Origin of the sequence: Mesorhizobium sp. B2-3-10, from assembly GCF_006442275.1 — a bacterium.
GTDB classification, from domain to species: domain Bacteria; phylum Pseudomonadota; class Alphaproteobacteria; order Rhizobiales; family Rhizobiaceae; genus Mesorhizobium; species Mesorhizobium australicum.
Genome location: NZ_VFVT01000006.1, coordinates 422,077 through 440,975, shown reverse-complemented (window position 1 = coordinate 440,975; position 18,899 = coordinate 422,077). Strand labels below are relative to the sequence as shown.

Annotated in this window: 19 protein-coding genes and 1 pseudogene; 14 read left to right on the top strand and 6 right to left on the bottom strand. The window is 63.7% G+C overall.

Annotation, left to right across the window (positions count from 1 at the left end):
• Nucleotides 1–165: 165 nt before the first annotated feature.
• Nucleotides 166–927, bottom strand: coding sequence for a precorrin-6A synthase (deacetylating) (gene cobF, locus FJ943_RS20240; RefSeq protein WP_140724149.1), 762 nt, complete (start codon nt 925–927; stop codon nt 166–168).
• A gap of 164 nt (nt 928–1,091) precedes the next feature.
• On the opposite strand from cobF, the gene FJ943_RS20235 reads away from it, so the two are divergent.
• The 6 genes from FJ943_RS20235 (at nt 1,092) to FJ943_RS20210 (ending at nt 6,713) form a co-directional block, all read left to right on the top strand.
• Nucleotides 1,092–2,105, top strand: coding sequence for a DUF4424 domain-containing protein (locus FJ943_RS20235; RefSeq protein WP_140724146.1), 1,014 nt, complete (start codon nt 1,092–1,094; stop codon nt 2,103–2,105).
• Entirely contained in the window at nt 2,105–2,623 is a 519-nt protein-coding gene (locus FJ943_RS20230) for a dihydrofolate reductase (protein WP_140724143.1), read from the top strand. Before FJ943_RS20235 ends, FJ943_RS20230 begins: the two co-directional genes overlap by 1 nt.
• A gap of 155 nt (nt 2,624–2,778) precedes the next feature.
• Entirely contained in the window at nt 2,779–3,894 is a 1,116-nt protein-coding gene (gene hflK / locus FJ943_RS20225) for an FtsH protease activity modulator HflK (protein ID WP_015317275.1), read from the top strand.
• Nucleotides 3,894–4,856 (top strand): protease modulator HflC, encoded by a 963-nt coding sequence (locus FJ943_RS20220; RefSeq protein ID WP_140724140.1) that lies wholly within the window; start codon nt 3,894–3,896, stop codon nt 4,854–4,856. The genes hflK and FJ943_RS20220 overlap by 1 nt, the downstream gene beginning before the upstream one ends.
• 6 nt (nt 4,857–4,862) lie before the next feature.
• Nucleotides 4,863–5,051 (top strand): DUF2065 domain-containing protein, encoded by a 189-nt coding sequence (locus FJ943_RS20215; RefSeq protein WP_015317277.1) that lies wholly within the window; start codon nt 4,863–4,865, stop codon nt 5,049–5,051.
• Nucleotides 5,052–5,195: 144 nt separating this feature from the next.
• Nucleotides 5,196–6,713, top strand: a complete 1,518-nt coding sequence (locus FJ943_RS20210; protein ID WP_140724138.1) for a DegQ family serine endoprotease — start codon at nt 5,196–5,198, stop codon at nt 6,711–6,713.
• Nucleotides 6,714–6,754: 41 nt separating this feature from the next.
• On the opposite strand, the gene FJ943_RS20205 is transcribed toward FJ943_RS20210, so the two are convergent.
• A complete protein-coding gene (locus tag FJ943_RS20205; protein WP_140714668.1) occupies nt 6,755–7,327 on the bottom strand; it encodes a GNAT family N-acetyltransferase in 573 nt (190 codons plus the stop codon).
• Nucleotides 7,324–8,211: a phosphoserine phosphatase SerB gene (gene serB / locus FJ943_RS20200; RefSeq protein ID WP_140724135.1), complete on the bottom strand. Its 888-nt coding sequence runs from the start codon at nt 8,209–8,211 to the stop codon at nt 7,324–7,326. Before serB ends, FJ943_RS20205 begins: the two co-directional genes overlap by 4 nt.
• Here serB and miaA point away from each other — a divergent pair.
• Complete coding sequence (miaA, locus tag FJ943_RS20195) at nt 8,201–9,166, top strand: tRNA (adenosine(37)-N6)-dimethylallyltransferase MiaA (protein ID WP_140714672.1); 966 nt, start codon at nt 8,201–8,203, stop codon at nt 9,164–9,166. The genes serB and miaA overlap by 11 nt on opposite strands.
• Before the next feature lie 105 nt (nt 9,167–9,271).
• Entirely contained in the window at nt 9,272–10,066 is a 795-nt protein-coding gene (locus FJ943_RS20190) for a GGDEF domain-containing protein (RefSeq protein WP_140724132.1), read from the top strand.
• A 253-nt stretch (nt 10,067–10,319) separates the two neighbouring features.
• Here FJ943_RS20190 and FJ943_RS20185 read toward each other — a convergent pair whose 3' ends face one another.
• On the bottom strand, nt 10,320–12,152 hold the full coding sequence (locus tag FJ943_RS20185; RefSeq protein WP_140724129.1) for an ATP-binding protein: 1,833 nt from the start codon (nt 12,150–12,152) through the stop codon (nt 10,320–10,322).
• A 154-nt stretch (nt 12,153–12,306) separates the two neighbouring features.
• Between FJ943_RS20185 and FJ943_RS20180 the strand changes: the two genes are divergently transcribed.
• From FJ943_RS20180 to FJ943_RS20170, 3 genes and pseudogenes are all read left to right on the top strand, one after another.
• Nucleotides 12,307–12,870 (top strand): XRE family transcriptional regulator, encoded by a 564-nt coding sequence (locus FJ943_RS20180; protein ID WP_140714676.1) that lies wholly within the window; start codon nt 12,307–12,309, stop codon nt 12,868–12,870.
• Between the two features lie 4 nt (nt 12,871–12,874).
• Nucleotides 12,875–13,182, top strand: a pseudogene (locus FJ943_RS20175) (hypothetical protein).
• Between the two features lie 42 nt (nt 13,183–13,224).
• Nucleotides 13,225–13,755, top strand: a complete 531-nt coding sequence (locus FJ943_RS20170; protein WP_015317286.1) for a GNAT family N-acetyltransferase — start codon at nt 13,225–13,227, stop codon at nt 13,753–13,755.
• A gap of 10 nt (nt 13,756–13,765) precedes the next feature.
• Here the strand turns inward: FJ943_RS20170 and FJ943_RS20165 are convergent, their stop codons facing one another.
• On the bottom strand, nt 13,766–14,647 hold the full coding sequence (locus tag FJ943_RS20165) for a LysR substrate-binding domain-containing protein (protein WP_140724126.1): 882 nt from the start codon (nt 14,645–14,647) through the stop codon (nt 13,766–13,768).
• A 118-nt stretch (nt 14,648–14,765) separates the two neighbouring features.
• On the opposite strand from FJ943_RS20165, the gene FJ943_RS20160 reads away from it, so the two are divergent.
• From FJ943_RS20160 to FJ943_RS20150, 3 genes are read left to right on the top strand one after another with little or no spacing between them, the layout of a single operon-like run.
• Complete coding sequence (locus FJ943_RS20160) at nt 14,766–15,917, top strand: gamma-butyrobetaine dioxygenase (RefSeq protein WP_140724123.1); 1,152 nt, start codon at nt 14,766–14,768, stop codon at nt 15,915–15,917.
• Entirely contained in the window at nt 15,914–16,498 is a 585-nt protein-coding gene (locus FJ943_RS20155; RefSeq protein WP_140660964.1) for an HD domain-containing protein, read from the top strand. The genes FJ943_RS20160 and FJ943_RS20155 overlap by 4 nt, the downstream gene beginning before the upstream one ends.
• A 28-nt stretch (nt 16,499–16,526) precedes the next feature.
• Nucleotides 16,527–16,721 (top strand): hypothetical protein, encoded by a 195-nt coding sequence (locus FJ943_RS20150; RefSeq protein WP_140724120.1) that lies wholly within the window; start codon nt 16,527–16,529, stop codon nt 16,719–16,721.
• Here FJ943_RS20150 and FJ943_RS20145 read toward each other — a convergent pair.
• A complete protein-coding gene (locus FJ943_RS20145) occupies nt 16,709–18,517 on the bottom strand; it encodes an NAD(P)/FAD-dependent oxidoreductase (RefSeq protein WP_140724117.1) in 1,809 nt (602 codons plus the stop codon). The two genes, FJ943_RS20150 and FJ943_RS20145, sit on opposite strands and share 13 nt — an antisense overlap.
• Nucleotides 18,518–18,899 lie beyond the last annotated feature (382 nt).

Sequence of the window (18,899 nt, the reverse complement as noted above, 5' to 3'; positions counted from 1 at the left end):
GAGTAGTGAGTAGTGAGTAGTGAGTAGTGAGTAGTGAGTAGTGAGTAGTGAGTAGTTGAGTAGTGAGTAGTGAGTAGTGAGTAGTGAGTAGTGAGTAGTGAGTAGTGAGTACAGCCTAGTCCTCACTGACTACTGACTACTCACTATTTACTACTCACTATTCCACTACTCCGGCTTTCGCAGCAAATACGTATCCATGATCCAGCCTTTCTTCCGGCGGGCTTCGTCGCGGCGCTTTTCGATCTCGGCGCCGACATCGCCAAGGCGGCCGGAGATGATGATCTCGTCGGGCGTGCCGAGATAGGCGCCCCATTGGATGAAAAGGTCCTGGTCGGCCAGCGTGTTGAAGGCGCATTTGCCGTCGAGCATGACGACGGCGCTGCCGGCATTGGCCGGCATGCCTTCCTCGGTCAGGCGGCGGCCGGTGGTGATCAGCACGGGATCGCCGATGCGGTTCAGCGCCGTTTTGTGGCTGGCTGCCAGCGCCTGGACGGCCGTTATGCCGGGAATGACTTCCAGGTCGAATGCAACATTGCCCCTCAGGCGCACGCGCTCGAGGATGCGCAGAGCGCTGTCGTAGAGCGAAGGATCGCCCCAGATCAGGAAGGCGCCGCAGCCACCCCCGGAGATCTCGTCGCGGATCAGTCCCTCGTAGATGGCGGCGATGGCTTCATGCCAGTCGTCGACGGTCGAGCGATAGGAAGAGGTTGGTTCGGCGCGCACCGGCACGTCGAACTCGACCCGGCGTGAGGCCGGGTTGGTGACGAAGCGGTCGCAGATGCCGCGCCGCAGGTTGGCAAGATCGGTCTTGTCGGTGCCCTTGTCGGGAATAAACAGGACGTCCGCCCTGTTCAGCCCTGCTATGGCCTGGACAGTCATGTGGTCGGGATTGCCGGCGCCGATGCCGATGACGAGAAGCTTGCGCATGGCGCGAACTCCTGCCCCATCGGAACCTGTTAGTCCAGACCGCCTGCGTGTCCAGACCGCGTGCGTGTCCAGACCGGTCACGCACGCCCAGCAAGCGGAAGGGCTTTGAAACGCCGCATTGAAACGGCTAGGGTCATTCAGGCATTCCAGCCGAGGGGGCTTCGATGTTGCGATCTGTTCTGGCTTTAGCGTTGGCGCTTTCGGCCGCGCCTGCAATGGCCAATGATTCGGTTGCCGAGCTTGGCACCGGCGGCCTGATCCTGTCGCGCAGCGATGCCGTGGCGATGCAAAGCGAGGATCTTTTCATCTCGCCCGAAAAGGTGACGGTGGACTACGTCTTCCACAACAACACCGACAAGGATGTCGAGGCGATCGTCGCCTTCCCGATGCCCGACATTTCGGGCGATCCCGAAGAGATGCCGGCGATCCCGGAAAACCAGAGCGATAATTTCCTCGGCTTCGAGGTGACGATCGACGGCGTCGCGGCCAAGCCCCAACTCGAGCAGAAGGTGCTCGCGCTCGGCATCGACATCGGCGCCGACCTCAAGGCGCAAAACGTGCCCTTCAACCCGTTCGGCGACGCGGCCAAGGCGGCGCTGGCGAAGCTGCCGCAAGGGGTGGCTGACGACTGGGTCAACCGCGGCATCATCATCGGGGATTCCACAGCCGACAGTGGCCAAAAACCGGTCTATTCGCCGTTCTGGCAATTGCGCTCGACCTATTGGTGGCGCGCGGCCTTTCCGGCCAACAAGGACGTTCACGTCTCGCACCGCTACAAGCCCAGCGTGGGCGGCACATCCTCGGTCAGTTTCTTCAATGAAGGCCAGTTCCAGAACTCATACGCGGCCTACAAGAGCCGCTACTGCATGGACGACACATTCGAGAATGCGGTGCGCAAGGCGGCGAAGGACAATCCGGACGGCTACCCCAAATTCTACGAAAGCCGCATCGCCTATATCCTGACCACCGGCGGCAACTGGGCTGCGGGCACCATCGGCAAGTTCAAGCTGACCGTCGACAAGGGCAATCCGAAAGCCCTGGTTTCGTTCTGCGGCGACAACGTCAAAAAGGTCGGGCCGACGCGTTTCGAGATGAAGGCGAACGATTTCTATCCCGAGCACGACATCGACATCCTCCTGCTCGTCCCGTCGGACAGCAATGGCGGGGACGCAAACTGATGCATGTCGCCATCTATGTCGCCATTGCCGAGAACGGCGTGATCGGGCGGGACGGCGGGTTGCCCTGGCGGCTCTCCACCGACCTCAAGCGGTTCAAGGCCGACACGATGGGCAAGCCCATCATCATGGGGCGCAAGACCTATGAAGGCATCGGCCGGCCGCTGCCGGGCAGGCTGAACATCGTCGTCACCCGCGACAAGGCCTGGCGCGCCGAGGGCGTCGAGGTGGCGCATACGCTTGAAGCCGCGATCCAACTGGCGACCGTGCGCGGACGCCGCATGACAGGCGTCGACGAGGTCTGCATCATCGGCGGCGGCGAAATCTATACCCAGGCGCTGCCGCTGGCCGAGCGCCTGCACGTGACCCATGTGCTGGCCGCCGTCGATGGCGACGCGCATTTCCCGCCGATCGACCCTGATGCATGGCAAGCGGTCAGTTCGCGGGAGATTGCGTCAGGAGAAAAGGACAGCCATGCGACGCGCTATACGGTTTATGAGCGCCGCCGCGAGACAGTTTGAAGATAAAGGACGACAAAGGGTCGCTACCGGCCCAAAACGGATGAAGTCGGCGGCGCATCGCGTTGAAAGCGCGCCGTGGCGTCCCTATAGAAGAACGACACTGGATTTGCGCCGTAACCGCGGCGCTTGAGGGAATTCCAAGCGAAAGGACATTCATGCCCTGGAACGACAAAGGTGGCGGAGGCGGCGGCCCGTGGGGTGGCGGCGGTAACAATCAGGGACCCTGGGGGCAGGGACCGAAGGGGCCAAGCGGCCCGCAGGGGTCGCCTCCCGACCTCGAAGACATCATTCGCCGTGGCCAGGATCGGCTGCGGCGCGCGCTGCCCGGCGGCGGTGGCGCCAGTCCGGCGGTGTTCGGCCTGATTGCCGCGGTGCTGGTTGTTCTGTGGGCCTTCCAGGCGGTCTATACCGTGCAGCCCGACGAGGTCGCGGTCGAACTGCGCTTCGGCAAGCCGAAGGCCGAGCTTTCCCAGCCAGGCCTGCATTTCCACTGGTGGCCACTCGAGACCGTCGAGACGGCGAAGATTTCAGAGCAGCTCGTCGACATTGGCGGCGGCAACACCAGCGGCAACGGGCTGATGCTCTCGGGCGACCAGAACATCGTCAATGTGCAGTTCTCCGTGGCCTATCAGGTCTCCGATCCCCGCGCTTACCTGTTCGACGTCTCCGACCCGGACGGCATGCTGCGGCAGGTTGCCGAGAGCGCCATGCGCGAAGCCGTCGGCCGCCGGCCGGCGCAGGACATTTTCCGCGACGATCGCCAGGGCATCGCGGCCTCGGTGCGCGAGATCATCCAGACGACGCTAGACGGCTACAAGGCCGGTCTCAACGTCAACGCCGTCTCCATCGAGGATGCGGCACCGCCACGCGAGGTGGCAGATGCGTTCGACGAGGTGCAGCGCGCCGAGCAGGACGAGGACAAGTTCGTCGAGCAGGCCAATCAGTATTCCAACCAGAAGCTCGGCCAGGCACGCGGCGAGGCGGCCCAGGTCCGCGAAGACGCGGCCGCCTACAAAAACCGTGTGGTGCAGGAAGCCGAAGGTGAGGCGCAGCGCTTCATCTCGGTCTACGACGAATATGCCAAAGCCCCCGATGTCACGCGCAAACGCCTTTATCTGGAAACCATGGAGAGGGTTCTGAAGGACTCGAGCAAGGTCATCGTCGAGCAGAACAACGGACAGGGTGTCTTGCCTTATCTGCCGCTGCCCGCATTGCAGCCGAAACCGCCAGCACCGGCCGCGCCCGCCGCGAACACGGGAGGTACCAAGTGATGGCCAACCGTCTTCCCATCGTCGTCGCCGTGGCGGCGGTCGTCCTGTTCCTGATCTATTCCTCGGTCTTCGTGGTCAATGCGCGCCAGCAGGCGCTGGTGCTCCGCTTCGGTGAGATCGTCGACGTCAAGAGCGAGCCCGGCATCTACTTCAAGGCGCCGTTCTCGTTCTTCGACGCCGATACGGTGCAACTGATCGAAAACAGGGTGCTGCGCTTCGACCTCGACAACATCCGCGTCCAGGTCTCGGGCGGCAAATTCTATGAGGTCGATGCCTTCATCGCCTATCGCATCTCGGATCCGCGCGTCTTCCGGGCCGCCGTGTCCGGTCAGATTGAACTGGCCGAAGCGCGGCTCAGGACGCGTCTCGACGCTGCCCTGCGCCGCGTCTACGGTCTGCGCGATTTCGAGGCCGCGCTTTCCGAAGAGCGTGCCGTGATGATGCGCGAAGTGCGCGATCAGCTCAGGCCCGACGCCACGTCGCTCGGCTTGCAGATCGAGGATGTTCGCATCCGCCGCACCGACCTGACGGCCGAAGTTTCACAGCAGACCTACGACCGCATGAAGGCGGAACGCCTGGCGGAGGCTGCGCGGCTGCGGGCACGCGGCAACGAAGCGGCACAGCGCATCACGGCGCGCGCCGATCGTGAAGTGGTCGAGATCGTTGCCGAAGCGCAGAAGGAGTCCGAGATCCTGCGCGGTGAGGGCGAGGCGCAGCGCAGCGCCACCTTCGCCGATGCCTACAAGCGCGATCCCGCCTTCTTCGACTTCTACCGGTCGATGAATGCCTATGGCACCGCGCTGGACAACACCGGGACGACCATGGTGCTGTCGCCGAGTTCGGAGTTCTTCCGCTACTTCCGCGATCCCGACGGCAAGGAAGGACCGGCGAAACCGACGGCGCCGGCTGCGCCGGCAGCGGCACCTGCCGCGCCGACGACACAACCCAGCACCGGCCAGTAACGGCCGGTGCAGGATTTCTTCGCGGCGATAGGCCTGGTCCTCGTCATAGAGGGCCTGGTCTATGGCGGCTTTCCCCGCCTTGCGAAGAAGCTCGCGGGCGAAGTTCTGTCGATGCCGGAGAATGCGTTGCGGATCGGCGGGCTGGCGGCGATCGCCATTGGTGTCGGCGTCGTCTGGCTGGTGCGGGGCGTGTAGAGGCGGCGGTTTGCGGAATAACGCTCGATTTACACTCCGCCGATAGTCATAGCCGCAAACGTGCCGTATTTCTTGCCATCATGGCGCGACACGGCGTTTTCGTCGAAGCGCTTTTCTCTTTTAGAAATGCCGGGAGGCTTCTCGATGACATCCAACACCCTTTTGGACGCCGCTCGACGGACGTTGGTCGCCGGCGCGGCAGCGCTGGTCCTGGGCGCCGTCGCCGTTCCGTCCTTCGTGGCCCCGACATTCGCCGCCGACGGACCGGCCTCGGTCGCCGACCTGGCGCAAGGCGTGCTTGGCGCGGTGGTCAACATCTCGACCTCGCAGACGGTGAAGGGCACGGAAGGGCCGGGCGCGGTGCCGATGCCGCAACTGCCCGAAGGCTCGCCGTTCCAGGATTTCTTCGACGATTTCTTCAAGAACCGCGGTGGCGAAAAGGATGGCGGCTCACAGAAGGTGCAGTCGCTCGGTTCGGGTTTCGTCATCGACGCCGAACAAGGCATCGTCGTCACCAACAACCACGTGATCGCCGATGCCGACGACATCGAGGTCAATTTCTCCGATGGCGTGACCTTGAAGGCGACGCTGGTCGGGACCGACACCAAGACCGACGTCGCGGTGCTGAAGGTCGATCCGAAAGGCCACAAGCTGACAGCGGTGAAATTCGGCGATTCCACCAAGATGCGCGTCGGCGACTGGGTGATGGCGGTCGGCAATCCGTTCGGCCTCGGCGGCACGGTCACGGTCGGCATCGTCTCGGCACGCAACCGCGACATAAATTCAGGCCCCTATGACGACTTCATCCAGACCGACGCCGCGATCAACCGCGGCAATTCCGGCGGACCGCTGTTCAACAGCGCCGGTGAGGTCATCGGCATGAACACGGCGATCATTTCGCCGTCCGGCGGTTCGATCGGCATCGGCTTCTCCATTCCCTCGCAGCTCGCCTCTGGCGTCGTCGAGCAGTTGCGCCAATATGGCGAGACGCGGCGCGGCTGGCTCGGCGTGCGCATCCAGCCGGTGACCGACGACATCGCGGAAAGCCTCGGCATGGCGACCGCCAAGGGCGCGCTGGTGGCCGGCGTCATCAAGGGCGGACCAGTCGACAACGGCACCATCCAGGCCGGCGACGTCATCATCAAGTTCGACGGCAAGGACATCCATGAAATGCGCGACCTGCCGCGCGTCGTCGCCGAAAGCCCGGTGGGCAAGGCCGTCGACGTGCTGATCGTGCGCAAGGGTGTCGAGCAGACGGTGAAGGTGACGCTCGGCCGGCTCGAGGATGGCGAGAAGCTGGCGAGCGGCGAGAATGGCAATACCGACCAGAACAAGGGCGCTGACAAGGCTCCGGCCGTCTCGACCGCCTCGGTGCTTGGCATGACGGTCGGCGAACTCAACGACGAGACGCGCAAGAAGTTCAGCATCGCCGGCGATGTCTCCGGCGTCGTCATCACCGACGTGGCCAAGGACTCCGCCGCCGCGGAACGCGGTATCCAGCCGGGCGAGGTGATCACCGAGATCGCGCAGGAGTCGGTCGCCACGCCCAAGGACGTCATGGACCGGATCGGCGCGCTGAAAGAGCAGGGCCGCAAGAACGCGCTCTTGATGCTGGCGTCGAAGACCGGTGAGTTGCGCTTCGTTACGATCCGGATGGATTGATCCAGTACGCCGGCAGAAATCTGATTTTGATGGAAGGGCGGTTAGAGAGCCGCCCTTTTTCTTGCCTGCCAGTCCTCGCGCGACAGCCGGTAGAGCACATGCCGCTTGAGCGCGGGATGGCTGTCCGGAATGCTGGGGTGGTCGAAATCGCTCGATGGGTCGGCGGTCATGCCGAGGCGTTTCATAACGGCGGTCGAGCGGTGGTTTTCCGCCACGGCGAAGGAAACGATCTCGTCGACGGCCAGTGTCTCGAAGCCATAGGCCAGCCATGCCTCCGAGGCCTCGGTGACATAGCCCTTGCCCCAGAATTCGGGAGCCAACCGCCAGCCGATCTCGATCGTGTCGGCCGGCAGCGATGGCACATCATCGGTCGCGAGGAGGCCGACGAAACCGATGCATTCGCCGGTCGCGGCAATCTCGGCCGCGGCGAAGCCGTAGCCGTCCTCATCGACCCAGGCGCGGAACTCATCCATCTTGGCGTCGGCGGCGGCACGGTCGCGGCGAAACGGGAAGAACTCCATCACGCGATCGTCGGAATTGATGCGATGGAACAATTCGCGGTCGCGATCCTCCCAATTGCGCAGGATCAGGCGTTCGGTACGGATTGGCTTCATTGGACGAATTCTTCCTGCCGGTAGCCCTGCAGATAGAGCAATGCGGTGAGGTCGGCATGGTCGATCCGGACTTTTGCCTGCGCCGCGACGGTAGGCTTGGCATGCAGCGCGACACCGGTTCCGGCCAGGCGGATCATGTCGAGATCGTTGGCGCCGTCGCCGACGGCGATGGCATCGGCTGGCGTCAGGCCAAGACGCGCACAGATTTCAAGCAGCGCCTCGGCCTTGGCGGCGCGGCCGAAGATCGGCTCGCCGACCAGCCCGGTGAAGCGTCCGTCCTGGTCGAGAAGGCGGTTGGCGCGGTCTTCCTGAAAGCCAAGCATCGCAGCGATGCGCGTGGTGAAAACCTCGAAACCGCCCGAGACGAGCGCCGTCCAGGCGCCGTTGGCGCGCATGGTCTGGACCAGCGCGCGGCCGCCCGAGGCCAGGGTCAGCCGATTGGCGACGATATGGTCGACGACGGCGGCATCGAGCCCCTTGAGCAGTGCCACGCGCTCGCGCAGCGCCGGCTCGAAGGCGATCTCGCCGTTCATCGACCGTGCGGTGATCGCCGCGACATGATCCTTGACGCCGATCTCGTCGGCCAGCTCGTCGATGCACTCTTGGTCGATCATGGTCGAATCCATGTCGGCGAGAAGGATTTTCTTGCGGCGTGTTTCAGCCTGCTGGACAATCACGTCGACGGGCTCAGCGGCCACCGCGGCACGAAGGCTCGCGGTCGTTTCATCAGCCTGCGCCGCTGGCGGCAGGGCAATGTCACAGGCAATGCCTTCGGCCAGCCACACGACGGAGCTTGCGCCCACCGACCGTGAGGCCATATTCGCAAGCGATGGCGACAGAGCGCGATCGGCGGGACGGGAAACAAGCGTGGCAATGAGCGGCATCGAGAATTCCGGCACGGACGCGGGCGAAGGCCGCGTGAAGAACGCGATCCTGATAGCCGGACCGACCGCCAGCGGCAAGTCGGCGCTGGCGCTTGAACTGGCCGAACGCACAGGCGGCGTCATCGTCAACACCGATTCCATGCAGGGCTATGCGGTTCTCGACGTGCTGACGGCCCGGCCGCAGGCGGCCGAACTCGCACGAGCGCCGCATTGTCTCTATGGGCATGTCCATCCCGGCACCGCCTACTCGACCGGCGCCTGGCTGCGCGACGTCATGAAACTCATTGATGACGGGACGCTCTCGCGGCGGCCAATCTTCGTCGGTGGCACCGGCCTCTACTTTCGTGCGCTGGCTGAAGGGATTTCGGAAATGCCTGATATTCCGCAACGGATACGCGACCGCTGGCGCTACGAATTGAAGGAGCAAGGCGCGGTCAAGCTGCATGCCTTGCTGCTACGCGAGGATTCGAGCGTCGCCATGCAGTTGAAGCCAACCGACAGTCAGCGCATCGTGCGGGCGCTCGAGGTGCTCGACGCCTCCGGCCGGTCGATCTTGGACTGGCAGGCAGAGCGCGGCCTCCCGCTCATCGACAGGCCGAGCGCGCATTTCCTGGTCGTCGAGCCGGATCGGGCAGCATTGGTTGACCGCATCGAAAGGCGTTTCGACCAGATGCTGGACAAGGGCGCGCTGGAGGAAGTCAAGCAGCTTGCGGCCCTTCGTCTGGATCCAGACCTGCCGGCGATGAAGGCGATCGGGGTTCGCGAGCTCCAGGCCGCGATCTCAGGGCAGTCGAGCTTTCCCGAGGCGATCGAGCGCGCCAAGATCGCGACAAGGCAATATGCCAAGCGGCAAGCCACCTGGTTTCGCCATCAACTGGGGCCGGAATGGCAGAGACTTCGCCCCGGTGACGATCTCGAAACCACGATCCAAACACTTGTTGCTAATGCAACTTAAAAAGTTGCCCCTGAGGGAAGGGTTCTCGCCGAAGTTGTCGGAATTAACGCTCCGTAAGTCGGTCCCTGCGATAAGGTCATGGGGTATTTTTCCATCGGGGAGCAGATGCGTTTCCACAAAGCGGAATCCGCTTTTTTCGTCTTTATCTTCGTGATCCTGGCTGCTGGCCTGGTGACCCTGCACGCCTATGGGCAACTGCAATCCTTCGCCACTGAACTCCATACGGCCTCCGGCCTGGACAAGGTCATCTACCTCAACAAGCTCCTGTTCGCGACTGGCGTACTGCTCGCCACCGCGCTGTTTTTCGGCATCTTCTTCATCTATCCGCTGATCCGCAAGCAGGCGACCGAAGAGGGCAAGTTGCGCGCCATGACGGTGTCGCTCAGCGCCCGCTCCGAAACGCTCGAGCATGCCGCCCTGACCGACGGCCTGACCGGCATGCAGAACCGACGCTATTTCGACGACGCGCTGAAGGAATATCTCGAGGAGTTCCGGCGCATCGAAAAACCGGTCGGGCTGATGATCCTCGATCTCGACCATTTCAAGCAGGTCAACGACACGCACGGCCACGATGTCGGCGACGAGGTGCTCAAGGCTGTCGCCAGATGCCTCAAGGACATGACACGTTTCCACGATGTGGTGGCGCGCCTGGGTGGTGAGGAGTTCGCCGTGGTCACGCCCAACATGGAGGCGGACCTTCTGGCCAAATTCGCCGAGCGCATCCGCAAGGCGATCGCCAACATGTCGATCCTCTCCGGCAACAATGTCCGGCTCAAGATCACCACCAGCGTCGGGCTTGCAGTCTGGGATCGCAAGGAAACGGCCGAGGAATTCTACCGCCGCGCCGACCGCCAGCTCTACGAAGCCAAAAGGCAAGGCCGCAACCGCGTCTGCGCCTAAAATCCCATCCCTGAATTCGTGATGCTGGCCGTTTGCTGCCGACTTCTGCGCTTCCGGCCTTCGCCGGCCGAAGCACTTATGAGACGTTGCGCTTTAAGGCTGCGGCCGGCGAAGGCCGGTGCTCACGGACCAAAACACCAATCGGCTCAGCCTGACCAACTCCCTGACGGGCTTCGCCCAAGCTTTCCGACGAAGACGGGATAGGCCGCTTGCACGGATTCTCGGGACTATTCATGGAGGCGTGACGCTCAGCTCAATCGTTCTGCGGGCGCAGGCCGAAGGTGGCGGGTTTGAGGCCGTAGCGTGTGTCGAAATCTTCGTCCGACTGCACGCGCGTCGCCGCCGGCGCTTTGCGGTAGTCGGGGTCGCCCGCCTGCCGGCCGGAATCGACCACCTCGGCGAAAGCCATCGCCTGGCTCTGCGGTTTCGGCACGTTGCGCAGCCGCTCCACGATCGCCACCAGGTCGACCTCGCCGGCCTTGGACGTCACGTCTTCCTCGCGCATGGCCGTGCCTGGAAGCAGGTGAGCGGGCAGTCTTTCGAATTTCAGCCGCATGGTCGTCGCCACGCCTTCGCCGAAGGCGATCGCTTCGCGCTGGCCCATGGAGGACAGGAAAGCGAGCGTGGAGGCAGAAGAGTCGGCGATTGCCGAGCGGATGATCGCCTGGTCCTGCTCGTTGGCGAGCCGCATGGCGAAGAAGGTCGAGCACTGCGAGAGAATGGTCGGGTCGAGCTCGCCGGGGCGCTGGGTGACGACGCCGAGATAGCAACCATATTTGCGGCCTTCCTTGGCGATGCGCGACAGCGCGTGCCGGGTCGGCGCGAAGCCGAGACGCGCATCGGCGGGCATGTAGCGGTGCGCTTCCTCGCATAGGAACAACAGCTGCAGCTTGCCTTCGCTCCACAAAGCAAGGTCGAAGGCCAGACGCGCCAGCACCGAGCAGACGGAATTGACCACTTCCGACGGCATGCCGGCCATCTCGAAGCAGGTCACCGGACGGCCATGATGCGGCACGCGGAAGATGTTGCCGATCGTTTCGTGGATGGTGTCCTCGATCAGGCGCGAATTGAACATGAAGCGGTAGCGCGGATCGGCCGCCGCCGATTCGATGCGTGTCTTGAGCGATTTGAGGGTTGGACGATCGGTCTTGCTTTCGAGCATGCCCATGCGCTCGTCGATCTGCTTGAGCAGGTCGGCGATGCGGTAGGGCACCGGCGTATCGGCGGTCAGCGCATCGCTGCCGCGCCTGAGATAGGCGCCTGAACCGGGGTTGCGATAGAGGTTCTTGGCGAGCGGAATGAGGTCGCGAAGGGCATCGATCTCTTCCGGCACCGTCTCGCGTCCGCGAAACAGCACTTCGGCGAATTCCTCCATCGTGAACATCCAGAACGGCAGGTCGAGCGTCTTGGAATCGACCCTGACGCAATATTCTGGCAGCGAGGCCGCGAACTCGTTGTGCGGATCGAGGATCAGGATGCGCAGGTCCGGTCGCGCCGCGATCGACTTGCGCAGCAGCAGCGACACCGCTGTCGACTTGCCGACGCCGGTCGTGCCGACAATGGCGAAGTGGCGCGCCAGCGTGTCATCGATGGCGATGTTGGCGGCGATCGCCTCGTCCTGCGCCAGCGAGCCGATGGTGATGGAATGGCGGCCGGCCAGGTCATAGACCGCCTGCAGGTCGCGGGTGCGGATGCGGTGCGCGACGGCGCCGATATGCGGATAGATGGTGATGCCGCGGTCGAAGATCGGCCTGGCCCCGGGTTCGGCGCCGTCACGGACTTCGCCGATCAGCTCGATGCTGACCTCGATGGCGTTCTTGCCGTCACTGTTCCAGGCCAGATCCGACTTGCCGATCGCGTAGACCAGGCCGACGGTTCGCGTCGTGCCAAGATTGATCGAGATCATCTTGCCGACCGTCCACAGGCCGGTGATCGCGCCGTCGGCGTCATCGGCATAGGCGCTGATGGTGGCGCGCGCACCGTCGCATTGCACGACATTGCCCAGGATGCGCTTGTCGTGCTGGTCGGCTGTGCGGCGCTCCTGCGATGTCGGTTCTCCGACCGAAGCTTCGCGTTCGACATACATGGACAGGCCAATCCCCATTTCCCTTGAGGCCGTACCCTACAGGAACGGGGTTAAGGTCGGATGAGGTCGGATGGTGTAGAGAGGATTAAGGTCCTGGTGAAAATTGCTTTGAAATGGCTCTTCACGCACTTGTCGGTTTCGTTATAATGGACGAATGGATGATATAGCGAACGACATTTCCTCGACCATCGGCAGGCGTATCCATACCGAAAGGACCATGCGGGACTGGTCGCTGGCCGAGCTCGCCGAACACTCCGGTGTTTCCAAGGCAATGCTGAGCACGATCGAGCGTGGCATGACCAGCCCGACGGCGGCACTTCTGGTGCGCATAGCGGCGGCTTTCGGCATGACGCTCTCGACCCTCATCGCACGGGCGGAATTGCAGGGCGGCGGGCTGCTGCGCGCGGCCGGCCAGCCAGTGTGGCGCGACCCCGACACAGGCTATGTCAGGCGGCATTTGTCGCCGGCCTGCGACATGCCGCTCGAACTGATCAAGGTCCATCTGCCGGCGGGCGCGAAGGTCAGCTTGCCGGCGGCTTCCTACGCCTTCATCAAGCAGCAGATCTGGCTGATCTCGGGAAAACTCGAATTCACCGAGGGTGACCAGGTGCACAGGCTCGAACCGGGCGACTGCCTGGCGCTCGGAGCGCCGTCGGATTGCACCTTTCATGCGCTGGAGCCGGGCGCCGACTATCTCGTCGCCCTGGTCAGGAGCTGACGTCATGGCACGACGGCCAAAGCGCTCCCACAATGGGGGGCCGCCTCTTGACGACTACAAGGGGCCGCCGTGGGCAAGGGCGATCCATACATCTTCCTGGCCTGGCAGGCCGCGCACGCCAAGGCATGGAAGGCGCCGAGCCGCGAAGTCATGCTGATGCGGATGGACAAGGCCGAACGGCTGGGCCTGACCTATGAGGAGTACACGCTCGAGATCCTGGAGCGCGGTCGGCATCTCAAGGAAGAAGACACCGAACGCATCGGCGCCATCAAGGCCGCGCGCAAGCGGCGGCGTGTGCGCCATCTCGACTGAAGCGGCGCTGTCGACCCATCAATCGTTTCCAGAGGACCAGGTATGAACGTCATAGAAATCGGGCCGTTGACCGCAAGCCGGGAAACACTCGCACAGCTGACCGATCTGCTGGTCGAAACGGTTGCCGCCGGCGGATCGGTCAGCTTCATGCATCCGCTGGCGTTGGATGTTGCCAGCGCGTTCTGGGAGACGTCGCTGGCCGCGGCGGCACGAGGGCAAAGAATGGTGCTTGGGGCATGGGACGGCGGCGCTCTGGTCGGCACCGTCACCCTGCTGCTCGACTGTCCGCCCAATCAGCCGCATCGGGCCGAGATCGCCAAGCTGATGACATCGGTCGGGCAGCGGGGCAGGGGTGTCGGGACGCGCCTGATGCGAGCCGCCGAACGCCTCGCGGCGGAGAAGGGACGCACGCTGCTGGTTCTGGATACGGCGAGCGAAGAGGGTGCGTCGGGGCTTTATGAGAAGCTCGGCTTCACCTTGGCCGGCGAAGTTCCGGACTATGCGCTGAAGCCGCATGGCGGGCTGACGGGCACGCTGATCTACTGGAAGCGCATCGGCACAGCGTCGCGGTAACGCCAGTCACTCATGCCTTCCCGGCGAGGCGCTTCAGCAGCCAATGGCGGAAATCCTGCTCGGCGCTGGTCAGGTGCGCGGTCGACGGCTTCGTCAGGAAATGCCCTGACGTGCTGGGCAGCTCAAAAACGGAAAGCCGGACCAGCGCTCCGCCGTCGAGCGCCGCGTCGATTAGGGGCCGCGACCCAAGGAGGACGCCGGCACCGGCGCTCGCCGCATGCATGGCGGCAACGAAACTGTCGAAGCGATGCGAGCGCCGGGGATGGCCGGCCAATCCGGCCGCCGCGAACCATTCGGCCCACATCTCGCGTGCGCCGGCCACCAGAAGCAGCGGCAGCGATGTCCAGTCGGCGGCACTGGCCAAGGCCGGGCTTGCCACCGGCACAAGCCGCTCGGCGGTCAGCCTCTCGGCCTCGCGTCCGGGAAAGGATCCGTTGCCGAAACGGATGTCGAGCGCCGAGCCTGGCAAATCGTAGTCGGTCGGGCGATGGATCGTCACCAGATCGAGCTGGATGCGCGGCAGCGCCTCGGCGAGATCGGGCAGCGCCGGAACCAGCGCCAGCAGCGCAAACGAGATCGGCACCCGGATCGAGACGGTCTGAACTGCGCGCGGTTCGAACAGTTCCGTGGTGCTGCTGCCAATGGTGGCGAAGGCCGACTGGATGTGGGGCAGGTAGGCGGCACCCTCCGGCGACAGCGCGACCCCACGCGCCAGTCGCGCGAACAGACGCGTCTTCAGCCTTTCCTCGAGCAACCGGATGTGCTGGCTGACGGCCGCCTGGGTCAGGCCGAGTTCGGCTGCCGCCGCGGTGAAGTTCGACAGCCGTGCCGCAGCCTCGAAACTGCGCAGCCAGTCGAGTGGAGGGAGGGTAGGGACGGTTCGCCGAGCCATCATTAAATCGATGCCATTGACCAAAGAATGATAATTGGAATTATGCCTTTTGGGAGGTCAACATGCAATCCAAACCACGGCACGAACCGTGGGTAACAAGGCGGATAGGACGGACTCCATGCTCACCGACGTGCTGGTTGGCGATGAAGGCAGAACAATCGAACTTGGTTGGACAGACGGCAAGCGTACCCGCTTCCACGCCATCTGGCTGCGCGACAACGCGCTTGACGACAAGACGCGCAGCGCCGGCAACGGCCAGCGCCTGGTCACCATCCTCGACATTCCTGCGGAAACGAGAATTGGCGCTGCCGCCATCAAGGCCGGAGCGCTGGAGATCAGCTTCGAACCGGAGGGAAAAACGGTCAGCTTTCCCGCCCGATGGCTGCGTGCGAACGCCTATGATCGCGACGAGACACGCCAGCCCGGTTGGACAGGCGATGTCATCCAGCGCTGGACCAGGGCGACGATGCAGAACGCGGTGCCGCGCGCCAGCTATCCGGCTGCCCTGCATGGCCGCGGTGTCCTGCGCGAATGGCTTTCGGCGGTAAGGACCTATGGTTTTGCGGTGATGGACGGACTGCCGGCCGAATCCGGGGCGCTGTGCAAGGTGTCCGACCTGTTCGGCTATATCAGGGAGACCAATTACGGGCGCTGGTTCGAAGTGCGCGCCGAGGTCAACCCGAACAATCTCGCCTACACCAATCTCGGCCTGCAGGCGCATACCGACAATCCCTATCGCGATCCGGTGCCGACGCTGCAGATCCTGTCCTGCATCGAGAACACGGTGGAGGGCGGTGAATCCAGCGTCGTTGACGGCTTTGCCGTCGCGGCCGCCCTTCAAGCGGAAAATCCCGAGGGTTTTCGGCTGTTGAGCTCCCATGCGGCGCGGTTCGACTATGCAGGGTCGTCCGGCGTGCGGCTGCAGGCGAAGCGCCCGATGATCGAGCTTGGACCCGACGGCGAACTGATCTGCATCCGCTTCAACAACCGTTCGCTGGCGCCGACCGTCGACGTGCCGTTCGCCGAGATGGGCGCCTATTACGCCGCCTACCGCCGCTTCGCCGAGCTGATCGAGGATCCATCATTCGAAGTCACCTTCAAGCTTGAGCCCGGCCAGGCCTTCATCGTCGACAACACCCGCGTCATGCATGCCCGCAAGGCGTTTTCCGGCACCGGCAAGCGCTGGCTGCAGGGATGCTACGCCGACAAGGACGGCCTGTTGTCGACGCTCGCGGCGATCGAACACGGCTTCAAGGAGGCCGCGGAATGATCGGCCAGGATCTGAACGCGGACACCATCGTCGAATTCATCGCCGACATTTTTGAGCGCCGGGGCGCCGAATCCTATCTCGGCGAGCCGGTGACGATGTCCGAGCATATGCTGCAAGGGGCTTGGCTGGCGGAACAGGATGGAGCCCCCGACGTGCTGGTGGCCGCCGCGCTGCTGCATGACATCGGCCATTACACCAGCGAGTTCGGCACCTATTCGCCCGACGATGTCGAGGACAAGCACCATGACGAGGCCGGCGGCGAAGTGCTGGCACCGTTCTTCCCGCCTGTCATCGTCGAGTGCGTCCGGCTGCACGTTGCCGCCAAGCGCTATCTCTGCGCCACCGACCCGACCTATTTCTCCAGGCTGTCGCCGGCTTCGGTTCATACCTTGTCGCTGCAGGGCGGACCGATGAGTGCCGACGAGGTGGCTGCGTTCCGCGAGAACCCGTTCCACGAGGAAGCGGTGCGGGTTCGCATCTGGGACGAGGGCGGCAAGGTCGCCAATATGCGGACGCGGGCGTTTCGCGACTATGTGCCGTTGCTGCAGCGCGTCGTGCACGACTTCGCCAATCGGCCCTGACGAGACCAATGATCAGGAGGAGACAGCCATGTGCTTCTGCTTCGACGGCGAAAGCGCGGTGGCGGCATACCGGCCCTGCCGCGAGCGTTTGGCTGACGAGGGCGTTTTCACGCCATCGCCGACCAGCCCCAGCGGCGAACTCGCCGCTGCCGCCTTGTTCGACGTCGCCGACGCGGGACAGGTTCACCGTGTCGATGCGGGAGAAGCGACCTATCCCTTGTGATGGACCTGCTGCAATCCATAGACAGGTGTTGGCAAGCCTACCTGCCGGGCTTTGAGCTGCAGCGCCAGATATTGCGAATAGTGGCGTGACTGATGGAGGTTGCCGCCATGGAACCACAGCGCCTCCTGCTGGGTCGGCTTCCACATGTTGCGCTGCTCGCCTTCCCAGGGGCCGGGATCCTTGGCGGTGTTGGAGCCAAGGCCCCAGACCTTGCCGACCTTGTCGGCCACCTCCTGCGAGATGAGGTCTGCCGCCCATCCGTTCATCGAGCCGTAGCCTGTGGCGTAGATCACGAGATCGGCCGGCAATTCGGTGCCATCGGCGAATTTGACGCCGGTTTGCGTCAATTCCCGCACCGCCGCACCTGGTCCGCTCTTGAGCTTGATCGAGCCGTCTATGACCAGGTCGCAGGCGCCGACATCGATGTAGTAACCCGAACCCCGGCGCAGATATTTCATGAACAGGCCTGAGCCGTCATCGCCCCAGTCGAGCAGGAAGCCGGCCTTTTCCAGGTCCGCGTAGAACTTCGCGTCGCGTTCCTTCATCTGCTGGTAAAGCGGGATCTGGAACTCGTGCAGGATGCGATAGGGCAGGGAGGCGAAGATCAGGTCGGCCTTGCGCGTCGTCATGCCGTTCTCCACCGCCTGCTCGGAATAGAGTGCGCTGAGCCCGATATCCATCAACGTGTCGGACTTGACGATATGGGTGGAGGAGCGCTGCACCATGGTGACGTCCGCGCCACCCTCCCAGAGAGCCGCGCAGATGTCGTGGGCGGAGTTGTTGGAGCCGATGACCACGACCTTCTTGCCGCGATATTTGTCGGGGCCGGGATGGGTCGAGGAATGCTGCTGCTCGCCCTTGAAGATGTCCTGGCCCTTGTATTTCGGCCAGTTCGCCTTGCCGGACATGCCGGTGGCCAGCACCAACTGCTTGGGCTTGAGGACGATCTCTTCGCCGTCGCGTTCGACCACGACGGTCCATTCCTTGGTCTTGTCGTCGTATTTCGCGGATTTAGCCGAGGTGGAGGACCAGTAGTTCAGCTCCATCACCTTCGTGTACATCTCCAGCCAGTCGCCGATCTTGTCCTTCGGGGCGAAGACCGGCCAGTTCTTGGGGAAGTCGATATAGGGCAGATGGTCGTACCAGACCGGATCGTGCAGGCAGAGCGACTTGTAGCGCTTGCGCCAGGAATCGCCGGGACGCTCGTTCTTCTCGATGATGATGGCCGATACGCCGAGCTGGCGCAGGCGCGCGCCGAGCGCAATGCCGCCCTGGCCACCGCCGATGATCACGACATAAGGCTGTTTGCCGCGGCCGAGTTCGGCGATCTCGTCATCACGCTCCTCGCGCCAGGATTTCCTGTCCTTGCCGTGACCGTGCTTGGCGCCGAGCGGCCGATTGAAACCGGCCTTCTCCTCATGGCCCTTGAGTTCGGCCATGGTGGTGAGCAAGGTCCAGATCAGGTCGCCCTTGAACCGCACCAGGCCGAAGCCGCGCGCCACCTCGGTCTCGAAGGTGATCCAGGCGGTGGTGACGCCGTGCGCTTCGGTCGCCTCCTCGCCTTCGGCCACCCTCCAGTCGCTCGGCCGGGTTCCAGCCAGCGTCGCTTTCAGCATGTCGCGGACCTGCTCCTGGCCCTCCATCGTCCTGAGATTCCAGGTGAAGGTGACGAGGTCGCGCCAGTAGCAATCCGCCTGGAAACAGTTGACCGCCGCGTCGATGTCGCCGGTCTCCAGCGCCTTGCCAAGCTTGTCGAGCAGGGCCTGCGCCTTCGTGGTGGGTGTTCTCTCGAGCATGGTTTCTCCTCCGGTTGTCGGTTTCCAAGAACGCCTGTTCAGGCTTCCACTGGAACAGCAAGCGGCCGGCCAGGACCTCCCTGCCTGGGGATGGGACTCCCATTCGCCGGCAACGCGTCTCCTCCCAGGCACGTCGTCAGCCCGGCATAGTGGTGCGTCGATGGGATGGGCTCAACTGTACTATGGTAGCGCGCGGCGGAGCCGATCTCACGGCTGAGTGAATTCGTGCGGTACCCCATTGACGACCCCGCGACTTCGCCTTTATGGTCCGCCACCATGAAAACGGTACTCATTCTCGTAGGAAGGCGCGTGGGCAAGGCGGTGTAACCGCCGGGCGAACCCCCCCATGCGCAGACACAGGCTCCCTCGGGGGCCTTTTTTA

What these genes read in the sequence shown, in the direction of transcription:
- hflK (WP_015317275.1), top strand. Translation starts at nt 2,779, where the DNA reads ATGCCCTGGAACGACAAAGGTGGCGGAGGCGGCGGCCCGTGGGGTGGC.
- serB (WP_140724135.1), bottom strand. Translation starts at nt 8,211, where the DNA reads ATGCCGCTCATTGCCACGCTTGTTTCCCGTCCCGCCGATCGCGCTCTG.
- FJ943_RS20170 (WP_015317286.1), top strand. Translation starts at nt 13,225, where the DNA reads ATGAACGTCATAGAAATCGGGCCGTTGACCGCAAGCCGGGAAACACTC.
- FJ943_RS20220 (WP_140724140.1), top strand. Translation starts at nt 3,894, where the DNA reads ATGGCCAACCGTCTTCCCATCGTCGTCGCCGTGGCGGCGGTCGTCCTG.
- FJ943_RS20185 (WP_140724129.1), bottom strand. Translation starts at nt 12,152, where the DNA reads ATGTATGTCGAACGCGAAGCTTCGGTCGGAGAACCGACATCGCAGGAG.
- FJ943_RS20165 (WP_140724126.1), bottom strand. Translation starts at nt 14,647, where the DNA reads ATGGCTCGGCGAACCGTCCCTACCCTCCCTCCACTCGACTGGCTGCGC.
- FJ943_RS20230 (WP_140724143.1), top strand. Translation starts at nt 2,105, where the DNA reads ATGCATGTCGCCATCTATGTCGCCATTGCCGAGAACGGCGTGATCGGG.
- FJ943_RS20155 (WP_140660964.1), top strand. Translation starts at nt 15,914, where the DNA reads ATGATCGGCCAGGATCTGAACGCGGACACCATCGTCGAATTCATCGCC.
- miaA (WP_140714672.1), top strand. Translation starts at nt 8,201, where the DNA reads ATGAGCGGCATCGAGAATTCCGGCACGGACGCGGGCGAAGGCCGCGTG.
- FJ943_RS20210 (WP_140724138.1), top strand. Translation starts at nt 5,196, where the DNA reads ATGACATCCAACACCCTTTTGGACGCCGCTCGACGGACGTTGGTCGCC.
- FJ943_RS20180 (WP_140714676.1), top strand. Translation starts at nt 12,307, where the DNA reads ATGGATGATATAGCGAACGACATTTCCTCGACCATCGGCAGGCGTATC.
- FJ943_RS20160 (WP_140724123.1), top strand. Translation starts at nt 14,766, where the DNA reads ATGCTCACCGACGTGCTGGTTGGCGATGAAGGCAGAACAATCGAACTT.
- FJ943_RS20150 (WP_140724120.1), top strand. Translation starts at nt 16,527, where the DNA reads ATGTGCTTCTGCTTCGACGGCGAAAGCGCGGTGGCGGCATACCGGCCC.
- cobF (WP_140724149.1), bottom strand. Translation starts at nt 927, where the DNA reads ATGCGCAAGCTTCTCGTCATCGGCATCGGCGCCGGCAATCCCGACCAC.
- FJ943_RS20190 (WP_140724132.1), top strand. Translation starts at nt 9,272, where the DNA reads ATGCGTTTCCACAAAGCGGAATCCGCTTTTTTCGTCTTTATCTTCGTG.
- FJ943_RS20145 (WP_140724117.1), bottom strand. Translation starts at nt 18,517, where the DNA reads ATGCTCGAGAGAACACCCACCACGAAGGCGCAGGCCCTGCTCGACAAG.
- FJ943_RS20235 (WP_140724146.1), top strand. Translation starts at nt 1,092, where the DNA reads ATGTTGCGATCTGTTCTGGCTTTAGCGTTGGCGCTTTCGGCCGCGCCT.
- FJ943_RS20205 (WP_140714668.1), bottom strand. Translation starts at nt 7,327, where the DNA reads ATGAAGCCAATCCGTACCGAACGCCTGATCCTGCGCAATTGGGAGGAT.